This is a genomic window from Vibrio phycocola (assembly GCF_053850235.1).
In genome coordinates, this window is record NZ_JBSQDJ010000010.1 from 87,315 (window position 1) to 100,065 (window position 12,751).

Below are 12,751 nucleotides of genomic sequence, written 5' to 3' on the forward strand. Positions count from 1 at the left end.
CGTCAGAATTTTAACTATACAACTGGGCAACTAAATAATTTAGTGTAAACTAATACAACGTATTCGTTTACACTGACCGCTCTCCCATTTTAGATTTACGGTAGGAATTAAGACCAATGAAAAGAATTCTCCCTCTAATCATCGCGACAACCCTTGGTGGGATGTCCTCTTCAGCTTGGTCTGAAAACCTGACGGAAATTTATGAGCAAGCTAAACAAAATAATCCTCAACTCCTCAGTGCGGAAGCACAACGAGATGCGGCATATGAGGCAATAAACTCAGCTAAAGGGGTATCGCTACCTCAAGTTAACCTTTCTGGTGGATACAATATTGTACGCAGTGACTACGACGGCGCAAACAGTAGCCAATTGTCGGTGGGAGTTGGCGTATCACAAGAACTATTTCAGCGCTCTAGCTGGATCTCTCTGGATATTACGGAAAAAATAGCTCGTCAAGCGGATTCTCAGTACGCCATGATGCAACAAGATCTAATTGTCAGAGTATCTCAAGCCTATTTTAATGTACTTCGAGCAAAAGACAGTTTGGCGTTCATACGTTCAGAAAAAGCCTCCGTCGCTCGTCAGTTAGAACAAACCAAGCAACGTTTTGATGTCGGACTTTCTGCTATTACTGATGTTCATGAGGCTCAAGCTCAATATGACAGCGTTTTAGCTGATGAAGTACTAGGTGAGAACTCACTGACGAACAGCTTCGAAGAATTGCGTGAAATCACAGGCAAAGGCTATGACTCACTTGATGCCCTCGATACATCGCGCTTTTCAGCATCAAAACAAGAACAAACACCAGACGAACTAGTTCAACAAGCACAAGAAAAAAACCTATCGCTTCTCTCGGCTCGTATTGGGCTAGATCTTGCGAAGGATAAAATTAAATTAGCGAGCTCTGGCTCTCTTCCTAGTTTAACGCTAGATGGCGGTTTCAATCATATTCGTGAATTCGACTCTGACAATAGCTATTATGACTATTACGATCCTATTAATAGTCTGAGTATCGGACTCAATTTTTCTATGCCGCTGTATACTGGTGGGCAAGTTAACTCAGATACTAAGCAAGCAGAATATGGTTATATTCAAGCAGGAGAAAATTTAGAAGCAACGTATCGCTCTGTTACTAAAAACGTTCGAGCAAACAACAACAATATCAATGCTTCAATTGGCGCGATTCGAGCCTACCGCCAAACAGTAGTGTCAGCACGTTCTGCCTTAGAAGCAACTCGAGCAGGCTTTGATGTTGGAACTCGAACGATTGTAGACGTACTTGACGCAACTCGTCGTGTATTTAATGCCAATAGTAATCTTTCAAATGCTCGATACGACTACATTCTAAGTGTATTGCAATTACGCCAATCCGTTGGAACGCTTAGTGAACAAGATGTGTCTGATATTAATGCAGGATTAAAATAACCAATTTCGCACACTATCTATACATAAAGAGCCAGCAATATGCTGGCTCTTTATTATCAATATATATTGTCGTTGCAATAGCTATACTTTCAACGCTCGTTCTCGACGTGACATTCCTACCACACCACTACGAGCGATTTCGATAACGTCGGTAATGTCTCCCATTGCAGTAACAAAAGCATCTAACTTCTCTGTCGGCCCCGTCATCTGAACCGTATACTGTGATGATGTAATATCTACGATCTGTCCACGGAAAATATCTGCTGTTCGCTGGACTTCAGCTCGAATATTCCCCGTCGCTTTGACTTTAACTAACATCAATTCGCGTTCAATATAATCACTCTCAGAGACTTCTTGAACTTTTAAAACATCGATCAATTTATGCAGTTGTTTTTGGATTTGCTCTAACTGCATCTCATTGGTTTCTGTCGTGATGTTTAGGCGAGATAACGTAGCATCATCAGTCGGTGATACATTTAATGTTTCAATGTTAAAGCCACGCTGAGAAAACAAACCAACTACGCGAGAAAGTGCACCAGGCTGGTTTTCTAGTAATAGTGAAATCAAATGTCTCATTAGGTTCTCTCCGTTTTGCTCAACCACATGTTATCCATACCCTCACCTTTAATTTGCATCGGGTATACGTGCTCCGTTTCATCAACGCTAATATCCACAAACACCAAACGATCTTTCATCGCCAATGCTTTTGTTAATCCGTCTTCCAGTTCATCTGGTGTCGAGATGCGGATACCTACGTGACCGTAAGCTTCTGCAATTGCCGCAAAATCAGGAACCGAGGTCATATATGAGTTAGAGTGGCGACCTTGATAAATAATATCCTGCCATTGCTTAACCATTCCTAAGAAACGGTTGTTTAGATTAATAATTTTCACTGGTATGTTGTACTGTAAACAAGTGGACAACTCTTGAATATTCATCTGAATACTACCGTCCCCTGTTACCACAACAACTTCTTCTTCTGGGTGTGAGTACTTTACTCCCATTCCGGCAGGTAAGCCGAACCCCATCGTTCCAAGACCACCCGAATTAATCCAGCGACGAGGTTTATTAAATGGGTAATATAATGCCGCAAACATCTGGTGTTGACCAACATCCGAAGCAACATAGGCATCACCGTTGGTCACTTTATGAAGAGTCTCAATAACTTGTTGTGGCTTAATACGATCATTCGATTTTTCATATGCGAGGCAGTCTCTTCCACGCCACTGTTGAATCGAATCCCACCACTCATCTAAAGAAGGTTGTTCATGAGATGAAAATTGATCTTCAAGAAGAGCATTCATAACTTCCAGTACTTTTTCAGCTGACCCCACAATAGGAAGATCCGCTCGTACATTTTTAGAAATAGATGACGGGTCGATATCAATGTGAATGACTTTTGCATCGGGGCAATACTTATCTAAGTTATTGGTTGTCCGATCATCAAACCTCACGCCTATAGCAAAAATCAGATCTGATTTATGCATAGCCATGTTAGCTTCATACACACCATGCATGCCGAGCATACCAAGTGCATTTTTATGTGTACCAGGAAAAGCACCAAGCCCCATCAATGTACTGACCACGGGAATGTTCAGTTTTTCTGACAACTTTAGTAAATGAGTATCAGCTTCAGAAATTACAGCGCCTCCACCAACGTACATTACAGGCCTCTTCGCTGCTATAAGAGCTGTAAGTGCTTTTTTAATTTGCCCTTTATGCCCAGACGTCGTTGGGTTATAAGAACGCATTTTTAGTTTTTTGGGGTAATCGTAAGGAAGCTTGACTTGTGGGTTTAAAATATCTTTAGGTAAATCAATAACTACAGGGCCAGGTCGGCCAGTTGATGCAATAAAAAATGCTTTTTTAAACGTTTCAGCGATGTCTTCTGCTTTTTTTACAAGAAAGCTGTGTTTTACAATGGGTCTCGATACACCGACGATGTCGCATTCTTGAAAGGCGTCATTACCAATTAGGTTATTGGGAACATTTCCCGAGATAACGATCATGGGAATAGAATCCATATAAGCTGTGGCGATTCCAGTAACGGTATTCGTTGCGCCTGGTCCTGAACAAACCAGTACTACACCAGGTTTACCGGTTGAACGAGCAAAGCCGTCTGCCATATGCGTTGCAGCCTGTTCATGACGAACAAGAACATGTTTGATTTGATCAGTTTTTGCGTGCAAAGCATCGTAGATATCTAAAACGGAACCACCAGGGTACCCGAAAATCTGCTCAACACCTTCTTCGATCAGAGATTGAACCACCATCTCTGCGCCGGATAACATCGTCATATTTTTCTCCTTATCAACATCTCATCTAACGTGGTCGGTTAGTGGATTTGATGTTACATAGTATAGGGCTTATTTTTAGCCTAACTCGAGCACAAGCAAGTCTCGGGCTATGTCCTTGATATAGTCGTTCCTATTCAAGGAGTGAGCAACTGTACCTGTTTCTTATCTTTTGGTCTAACCGTTTATTTCAGATTTTGTGTTTGAGATCTCGAACTTTTAAACGACAACGGCTTTCACTCGGAATTCGAGCAAAAGCCGTTTACAAAATCAAGTCATTACATCGCTAATTTTTTGCGAACTTTCCTAAATATTACTGTGCCGCTACGACATCATGGCATACCAACATCAACTGCTCTTTCAACCAAGTATGCCCTTTATCTTTTTCGCTGGATTCGTGCCACGATAAGTAAACACTGATTTCTTTGCAATCAAATGGAACAGGTAGCATTTGCAATTTATCATGATTTGGAGACGCAGCAACAAGCCAACGTGGCGCTATCGTTACCAATTCAGATTGGCTCACAACATACAACACGTTACTTAGACTTGTTCCTTCATAGTGAGAAGGACAATCCAAGTTACTATAAGCTTGCTCTGTGAAGCTCTTTATACCATGCATTTGAGACAGTTTAGCGTGCTTTTCTTTCAATAATTGTTCAATGTTGATACCCGTTTTAATTCGCGGGTGCACCTTGGATACAACCAACACAAGCTCATCCTTAAAAAGCTCTGTACTGCAGAAACCTTCCTGGTCGAAACTCGTGTAATCAATAACGAAGTCAACTTCTTGATAACGTAGACGTGAAGCCAAACCTTGATCAAAGTCAGCTTCCAAATGCAATTGAATGTCAGGAGCTTGCTCATTAATTGTTGCAAAAATCTTAGGAGCAAACCTTAAATCATGCGGACTACCAATAGAAAGATTAAATAAGCGAGTCGATGTTTCTGGGACAAATGAAGCTCGAGGTAACTCATTTCTGATTAACTGTAAGGCCTGACGAATCGGCCCAAAGAGTTGGCGTGCGCGTTGTGTAGGTTGAATACCTCGCCCTTGGCGCATAAAAAGCTCATCATTAAACATCACTTTTAAACGCGAAACCGCATTACTCACGGCAGGTTGTGACATACCCAAATTATAAGCAGCACGAGTAATATTTTGCTCTTGCATTACCGCATCAAAAACGGTCAATAGATTTAGGTCAACGCCACGTAACGTGCTTTCCATACGATAAGCATCAAATGGGTTTGAAGATTCATTTTTCTCAATCACGATTAGCCTCAATTACGAATAGGGTTACGATAGAAATCCTGCTCATTCACATTTTAAAAGAGCCTGTATTTTAACATCGTTTAGGTATATTTTTATTCTTGAGGCTTACTATCTATCATCTGGCTGATTGGTGACAAGTATATTGATAAGAATTGATTAGATTTTAGAATTAACAATATAACCAACTGATAAACATTACTTTTATTTAATATTAAAAAACATAAAATCGTATTTATATATATATTTTCTAGTAACATTCATGCAATGCATAAGTTTATAGCCCAATTAAACGATATTCACTAGGCACATCCCTAAACACTATCTCTATTTGATATTAAAGGTTGGTCATTGTTTGTATCGTCATATCTCCCGTTATGGCATAGTTTGGAAAATCAACTTGACGCCATAATCGCTTACTCAGTTCTCTCTGGTCGTCCCAATTTCCTTGTATTACCCATTCGCATATCGCTTTAGCAACGTCGGGATAAACAACGCGATCAGCTTGCTGTTCATCTAACCAACACCTTACTGCTGAAGCATCCAAATGATTCATACTGGTCGCTAACCCAAGCATCTCCAGTGTTGCGACATTGGACTGCTGTTCAAACTGACCATCAAGAGGTTTAAGAAGCAACTTTTTACCCAACGACATTGCTTCAGATGGAAGCTCAAATCCTCCATTCGCGATTACTCCCGAACAACTATGTAGATCATGTTGAAACCGTTGATAGTCAAGGGGACGAAACTCAATACTGTCAACAAACTCTTGTGTATCAACATCTGGGTGATAACAAATAAACTTATGATTACTAAAGCGAAACAATAATTCACTAATATGACTCAGGCGCTCAAACGGCAAGTAAACTAGAATAAACCCCTTGTTCTCGACATCATAACGAGATGTATGAACAATAGGAGGTAGTATTGGTTGTTCAAAATGATACCAATGCAATCCAATATAATGATCAGAGGGAGCAAAACGATTGATAATCAGACTATCTATCCAAGTCGACCCTTTGCGTGGTACCGAAAAGCGAAAGGCGTTTTGGTGACTTAGTCCTATACACGTTTTATGTTGTTTTCGAGCTGCCCATGCTGTAATCGGTTCAAAGTCACTTATCACAAGATCGTAACCTGATAAGTTCAATTGGTTAATATCTCGGCTCAACTGGATAAAATTATTATCTCGTAACGTTTTTAAATAACTCACTTTCCCATTTTCAGACGCAAAGGTTAAACCTGAGCGAGTCTGATAATTACCAAAGCACTCCATCGAGAAGTATTTGCTTTCTTCCCTACCACTAAATAAAAAATCAACGTCGATATTGTTATTTTTAAACGCCTCAGCCATCGCTCTTGCTCGAGCTATGTGACCATTCCCCGTACCTTGTACACCATATAAAATTCTCAAATGACAAACTCCAAGGCAAACCAAATACCAAGTTCTGCACAACAAAGCCCTAGCAAAGCTCCAATCACAACATCTGTAAAAAAGTGTACTCCTAGCAAAATCCGCGCAGCGCCAATCGCACAGGCCCACGAAAAAGCCAACACCGAAAATGAAGGGTAGAAAAAGGCGATTATTGAGGCCATAAGAAAAGCGGCTGTTGTATGTCCAGAAGGCAAGCTAAAACGATCAGAAGGTGTAATAAAAGCAGTCACCAGAATGGATAATTCCTGAGGACGACGACGCTTAAACGAATTCTTCAACATCCAATACACTGGCAATTCGATCAAAAACGCACACAATCCTGCCGCAACAAACACACCTCCCAACTCTTCATCTAATAGCCAAGCAAAAACGGCAAGCATTACGTAGAAATGGCCATCACCTGTTCGGGAAACTTCCTTACTGACTCGGGCAACCGGAAGATTAAAACGATGCTTCAAACAAAACAGAGAAAAAGCCAAATCAAAGCGAACAATTGAATCGGTAACTTTCATCGGAAACTCCTTATGTCATTCTCCTAACCATTAAACTAGAGCGCTAAGATGACAGAGCCGTGACTTTTTTTTGTCTATAAGATGAATTTAGATTAATTCCTCCGATAACGATCGCTTGCCAAAGTCATGCAAAATACCGTTGCTCAACGATACAAAAACAAAAATACGCACTTTTATGAGTAAAAAGTAACTTTAGGCTTGACCTTGAACCATGAGTACGGTACTAATCTGTTATCTTAATTAGTGGTAAGAGTTAATATGACTTTTCGTTTTTCTATCCTGCTGGACCTACTCCTTATCGTGGACAAATCACGCGGGTAGGCTGTGGACGAAAATACCACAACGAATACAAGAAACCCGCATTAGAATGCGGGTTTTTTTTTACTTAAATTATAAAATATAACGATTAAATAATCGGTCTAGGGAGCGAACATGAACGATCAAGTCATAATCTTCGATACGACATTGCGCGATGGCGAACAGGCATTATCAGCAAGTTTAACAGTAAAAGAAAAATTACAGATTGCCTATGCACTAGAACGTTTAGGAGTGGATGTGATCGAAGCGGGTTTCCCAGTCTCTTCTCCTGGCGACTTTGAATCGGTTAAAGCAATAGCACAAAACATAAAAGGTAGTCGAGTATGTGCGCTTTCTCGTGCCGTTGAAAAAGATATCGACGTTGCTGCAGAAGCCTTAAAGGTTGCGGAAGCTTTCCGTATTCATACCTTTATCTCGACGTCGACTGTCCACGTTCAAGATAAATTACGCCGCAGCTATGACCAAGTAGTTGAAATGGGCGTAAAAGCAGTTAAACACGCTAGAAAATACACCGATGATGTTGAATTTTCATGTGAAGATGCAGGCCGAACACCGATAGATAATCTATGTCGTATGGTAGAGGCCGCAATCGATGCTGGTGCCAACACAATTAATATTCCAGATACTGTCGGCTATACCGTTCCAAGTGAATTTGGTGGTATAATCCAGACCCTATTTAATCGTGTTCCAAACATCGATAAAGCCATTATTTCGGTTCATTGTCATGATGACTTAGGCTTATCCGTTGCAAACTCAATTACTGCTGTACAAGCAGGAGCAAGACAGGTCGAGGGAACCATTAATGGTCTAGGTGAACGCGCTGGGAATACCGCTCTCGAAGAAGTCGCAATGATCATTAAAACTCGCGCAGAACTTATGGGTGTTCACACGCAGTTAAAACACGAAGAAATCCATCGCACGAGTCGATTAGTGAGCCAGCTTTGTAATATGCCAATCCAAAGTAACAAAGCGATTGTCGGTAGCAATGCATTTAGCCACTCTTCAGGTATTCACCAAGATGGCATGTTAAAGAATAAAAATACCTATGAAATTATGACTCCTGAGTCTATTGGACTTAAGAATCAAGCATTGAACTTAACCAGTCGTAGTGGCCGGGCTGCCGTGAAAAGTCATATGGACACTATGGGCTACAAAGATGATGAATATAGCCTAGACGCACTTTACGCCGACTTTTTAAAACTGGCTGATCGTAAAGGGCAAGTATTTGATTACGATCTAGAGTCCTTGATGTATTTCTCGAATCTAAAAGATGAAGATGACTTCTATAAGTTAAATTACTTAAGCGTTCAATCAGGCAGCATCATGGCAACCACCACAATTAAAATGTCTTGTGGTGAAGAAGAACAGTGTGAAGCCGCTGTGGGTAATGGCCCTGTTGATGCTTTATATCAATGTATCTATCGAGTCACTGGTTACGATATTGTACTCGATAAATTCCACCTTACTGCGAAAGGAGAAGGTGAAGATGGCTTAGGCCAAGCGGATATTATCGCGAATTACAAAGGGCGAAAATATCATGGTACCGGGGTTTCAACCGATATCGTTGAAGCATCTGGTCAAGCATTGCTGCACGTGATTAATAGTATTCACCGTGCCGATCAGATCGAAGAGATCAAACAAAAGAAAGTATTTACGGTATAAGGCCTTAGACTGTTTAGCCTCTTCATAGTTAGAGGCTATTAATTGGTCAATAAAATAACGAGTAAAGGACTCCCATGACAGACAAATCTTATAAAATAGCGGTTTTACCCGGCGACGGCATTGGCCCTGAAGTAATGCAACAAGCATTGAAGGTACTGCGTGCTATCGAAACTAAGTTCGGCATTCAGTTTGAAGAAAACGCATTCGATGTAGGTGGTATTGCCATCGACAATCATGGTTGCCCGCTTCCCGATGCAACCTTAAAAGGATGTGAAGAGTCGGATGCTGTTTTATTTGGTTCTGTCGGTGGTCCTAAATGGGAACATCTAGCACCAAACGATCAACCAGAGCGTGGCGCATTGCTTCCATTGCGAAAACATTTCCAACTCTTTTGTAACCTTCGCCCTGCACAAATTCACAATGGCTTAGAGAGCTTTTCACCGTTGCGAGCTGATATCTCTACAAATGGCTTCAATATTGTGGTTGTTCGTGAACTAACAGGCGGTATTTACTTCGGTCAACCGAAAGGACGTGAAGGCGAAGGCGCAAACGAAAAAGCTTTCGATACTGAGGTTTATCACCGTTATGAGATTGAACGAATCGCAAAAATTGGTTTTGAATCTGCTCGCCTACGAAATAAAAAAGTATGCTCTATCGATAAAGCGAACGTTCTACAAAGCTCAATCTTATGGCGTGAAGTGGTTGAAGAAGTTGCTAAAGATTACCCAGATATCGAGCTTTCACATATGTATATCGATAACGCAACAATGCAGCTAATCAAAGATCCTTCTCAGTTTGATGTCATGCTTTGTTCGAATATCTTTGGCGATATCATCTCTGATGAATGTGCCATGATTACTGGCTCAATGGGTATGTTACCATCCGCAAGTTTGAATGAAAGTAAGTTTGGTTTGTATGAACCTGCAGGTGGTAGTGCGCCAGATATCGCAGGAAAAAACATCGCAAATCCGGTTGCTCAAATCCTCTCTGCAGCGCTAATGTTACGTTACAGCTTAGGCGAAGAAGAAGCAGCACAAGCCATTGAAGCCGCCGTTAGTAAAGCCTTGGAAGCTGGTGAACTAACCGCAGATCTTGCATCAGACAAAGCGCCACTTTCTACATCAGAAATGGGCGATAAAATTGCGAGTTACGTACTAAATTCATAAATTGATGGCAGAGGGCTTGCCCTCTGCTCCAACGGCTCTATGAGCTCAAGGAAAAAGCAATGTCAACAGCAAAAACTTTATATGAAAAAATCTATGACGCTCATGTCGCGGTAGCGGCAGAAGGTGAAAATCCGATTTTATATATCGACCGTCATCTTGTTCACGAAGTCACCTCACCACAAGCATTCGATGGTTTACGTGAAAAAGGTCGTCCTGTTCGTCAAGTAGGTAAAACATTTGCAACGATGGATCACAACGTTTCAACCACGACGAAAGATATCAATGCTTCTGGTGAGATGGCTCGTATTCAAATGGAAACGCTATCCAAGAACTGTGAAGAGTTTGGCGTTACCCTTTACGACCTTAACCACAAGTACCAAGGCATCGTTCATGTTATGGGCCCAGAGCTTGGTATTACGCTTCCAGGTATGACCATCGTTTGCGGTGACTCACATACTGCAACACACGGCGCTTTTGGTTCGCTTGCCTTTGGTATCGGAACATCTGAAGTTGAACACGTACTTGCAACCCAAACATTGAAGCAAGCTCGTGCAAAAACAATGAAGATTGAAGTACAAGGGAAAGTGGCTCCTGGTATTACGGCAAAAGATATTATCCTTGCGATCATTGGTGAGACTACCGCGGCTGGCGGTACTGGCTATGTGGTTGAATTTTGCGGTGAAGCGATCACTGACTTAACAATGGAAGGTCGAATGACCGTCTGTAATATGGCCATTGAATTAGGAGCGAAAGCAGGTCTAGTCGCACCAGATCAAACCACATTTGATTATGTGAAAGGTCGTAAATTTGCACCAAGTGATGAAAACTGGGAAAAAGCGGTTGAGTATTGGTCAACATTGAAAAGCGATGATGATGCTGAGTTTGATGCCGTTGTCACACTTCAAGGTGCTGATATTAAACCTCAAGTCACCTGGGGCACTAACCCGGGCCAAGTAATGGCAGTAGATGAGAAGATCCCATCTCCAAGTAGCATTAACGAATTAGTAGAGCAATCCTCTGCCGAGAAAGCATTGGCGTATATGGGGCTTGAAGCTGGAAAGTCTCTTTCTGACTTTCCAATCGATAAAGTGTTTATCGGCTCTTGTACCAATTCACGAATTGAAGACATGCGCGCTGCTGCGGCTGTAGCAAAAGGCAAAACGGTAGCTGAAAATGTACAAGCCCTCGTCGTTCCAGGTTCTGAACAAGTAAAAGCAGAAGCTGAAGCAGAAGGTCTAGATAAGATTTTCATCGAAGCTGGATTCGAATGGCGTCTACCGGGTTGTTCTATGTGCTTAGCGATGAACAACGACCGCTTAGGTCCAAAAGAGCGTTGTGCTTCTACGTCGAACCGTAACTTTGAAGGTCGTCAAGGTCGTGATGGTCGTACTCACTTAGTTAGCCCAGCAATGGCCGCAGCAGCCGCTATTGCCGGTCACTTTGTCGATATTCGTACGTTCAAATAACCATAGAGGATTTTATAATGACAGGATTTAAACAACACACAGGTTTAGTCGTTCCTCTAGATGCAGCGAACGTCGATACAGATGCCATCATCCCTAAGCAGTTTTTACAAAAAGTAAATCGCATTGGCTTTGGTAAGCATTTATTTCATGATTGGCGTTTTTTAGATGACGCTGGTGAACAAGCAAACCCAGAATTTGTGATGAATGCACCGAGATACGAAGGTGCATCGATCCTTCTCGCAAGAGAAAACTTCGGTTGTGGTTCATCTCGTGAACATGCACCTTGGGCACTAGCTGACTATGGTATTCAAGTCATGATTGCACCGAGCTTCGCAGATATCTTTTACGGCAACTCGATCAACAACCAAATGGTACCTGTTCGTTTAACCGAAGAAGAAGTCGATGAAATCTTCGAGTTTGTTTTATCAACGGAAGGCGCTCAGGTCACGGTCGATCTAGAAGCGAATAAGGTGTCAGCAAATGGCAAAGAATACAGTTTTGAAATAGACGCATTCCGTCGCCATTGTTTACTGAATGGATTGGACAACATTGGTCTGACTCTACAACACGAAGAAAAGATCTCTCAATATGAAGCGAACATTCCAAGCTTCTTAGTTTAGATTTTTAGTCAGTGAATTAAACAATTTAACGCAGCCTTATGGCTGCGTTTTTTATTTGGCCACTCAATCAATATGCATTGAAGCGCAACCTCTTCACTCAATAAATTGAGTCCAAATAAAACGCAAAAACCCCAGTCATTTGACTGGGGTTCGAAATTAAAGCCTAGCAATGTCCTACTCTCACATGGGGAAGCCCCACACTACCATCGGCGCTACTCTGTTTCACTTCTGAGTTCGGAAAGGAATCAGGTGGGTCCAAAGTGCTATGGTCGCTAAGCAAATATGGTGCTAATACCCAGAGTCGAACTGGGGACCTCATCCTTACCAAGGATGCGCTCTACCAACTGAGCTATATCAGCAAAAATTCTTAACTAAAAAAGCCCGCTAAGTAAACGGGCTTTTAAATTCTAACCAATCGAAGTCTTATATAACTATGCTTCAACTAGTTTTTCTAGTTTTGCTGTTAGATATACTTTATAAAAAAGAAAAATCGAACAACAAGAAAGCAGCCTGGCGATGTTCTACTCTCACATGGGGAAGCCCCACACTACCATCGACGCTATTTCGTTTCACTTCTGAGTTCG

10 protein-coding genes, 1 tRNA gene and 2 rRNA genes are annotated in these 12,751 nt (G+C 41.6%); 5 read left to right on the top strand and 8 right to left on the bottom strand.

Going from position 1 to position 12,751, the window contains the following annotated elements; translation table 11 throughout:
• Positions 1 to 116 precede the first annotated feature (116 nt).
• On the top strand, positions 117 to 1,424 hold the full coding sequence (gene tolC / locus ACWU4D_RS14525; protein WP_456052161.1) for an outer membrane channel protein TolC: 1,308 nt from the start codon (positions 117 to 119) through the stop codon (positions 1,422 to 1,424).
• An 81-nt stretch (positions 1,425 to 1,505) separates the two neighbouring features.
• Here the strand turns inward: tolC and ilvN are convergent, their stop codons facing one another.
• The 5 genes from ilvN to ACWU4D_RS14550 form a co-directional block, all read right to left on the bottom strand.
• Positions 1,506 to 2,000: an acetolactate synthase small subunit gene (ilvN, locus tag ACWU4D_RS14530; RefSeq protein WP_456052162.1), complete on the bottom strand. Its 495-nt coding sequence runs from the start codon at positions 1,998 to 2,000 to the stop codon at positions 1,506 to 1,508.
• Positions 2,000 to 3,721: an acetolactate synthase 3 large subunit gene (locus ACWU4D_RS14535; protein WP_456052163.1), complete on the bottom strand. Its 1,722-nt coding sequence runs from the start codon at positions 3,719 to 3,721 to the stop codon at positions 2,000 to 2,002. Before ACWU4D_RS14535 ends, ilvN begins: the two co-directional genes overlap by 1 nt.
• A gap of 310 nt (positions 3,722 to 4,031) precedes the next feature.
• On the bottom strand, positions 4,032 to 4,946 hold the full coding sequence (leuO, locus tag ACWU4D_RS14540; protein WP_456052177.1) for a transcriptional regulator LeuO: 915 nt from the start codon (positions 4,944 to 4,946) through the stop codon (positions 4,032 to 4,034).
• 379 nt (positions 4,947 to 5,325) lie between these two features.
• Entirely contained in the window at positions 5,326 to 6,402 is a 1,077-nt protein-coding gene (locus ACWU4D_RS14545) for an MJ1255/VC2487 family glycosyltransferase (RefSeq protein ID WP_456052164.1), read from the bottom strand.
• The gene (locus ACWU4D_RS14550; protein ID WP_456052165.1) at positions 6,399 to 6,935 is read right to left on the bottom strand and encodes a phosphatase PAP2 family protein; all 537 of its coding nucleotides are present in this window, start codon (positions 6,933 to 6,935) and stop codon (positions 6,399 to 6,401) included. The genes ACWU4D_RS14545 and ACWU4D_RS14550 overlap by 4 nt, the downstream gene beginning before the upstream one ends.
• 432 nt (positions 6,936 to 7,367) lie before the next feature.
• Between ACWU4D_RS14550 and leuA the strand changes: the two genes are divergently transcribed.
• From leuA to leuD, 4 genes are all read left to right on the top strand, one after another.
• On the top strand, positions 7,368 to 8,915 hold the full coding sequence (leuA, locus tag ACWU4D_RS14555) for a 2-isopropylmalate synthase (protein WP_456052166.1): 1,548 nt from the start codon (positions 7,368 to 7,370) through the stop codon (positions 8,913 to 8,915).
• A 74-nt stretch (positions 8,916 to 8,989) separates the two neighbouring features.
• Complete coding sequence (gene leuB / locus ACWU4D_RS14560; RefSeq protein WP_456052167.1) at positions 8,990 to 10,081, top strand: 3-isopropylmalate dehydrogenase; 1,092 nt, start codon at positions 8,990 to 8,992, stop codon at positions 10,079 to 10,081.
• A 59-nt stretch (positions 10,082 to 10,140) separates the two neighbouring features.
• Positions 10,141 to 11,547: a 3-isopropylmalate dehydratase large subunit gene (gene leuC / locus ACWU4D_RS14565; protein ID WP_456052168.1), complete on the top strand. Its 1,407-nt coding sequence runs from the start codon at positions 10,141 to 10,143 to the stop codon at positions 11,545 to 11,547.
• A 17-nt stretch (positions 11,548 to 11,564) separates the two neighbouring features.
• Positions 11,565 to 12,167, top strand: coding sequence for a 3-isopropylmalate dehydratase small subunit (gene leuD / locus ACWU4D_RS14570; protein ID WP_456052169.1), 603 nt, complete (start codon positions 11,565 to 11,567; stop codon positions 12,165 to 12,167).
• 161 nt (positions 12,168 to 12,328) lie between these two features.
• On the opposite strand, the gene rrf (ACWU4D_RS14575) is transcribed toward leuD, so the two are convergent.
• From rrf (ACWU4D_RS14575) to rrf (ACWU4D_RS14585), 3 genes are all read right to left on the bottom strand, one after another.
• Positions 12,329 to 12,444: ribosomal RNA gene (gene rrf / locus ACWU4D_RS14575) — 5S ribosomal RNA — on the bottom strand.
• A 6-nt stretch (positions 12,445 to 12,450) separates the two neighbouring features.
• Positions 12,451 to 12,526, bottom strand: a tRNA-Thr gene (locus ACWU4D_RS14580).
• A 149-nt stretch (positions 12,527 to 12,675) separates the two neighbouring features.
• Positions 12,676 to 12,751, bottom strand: a 5S ribosomal RNA gene (rrf, locus tag ACWU4D_RS14585); the annotation flags it as partial.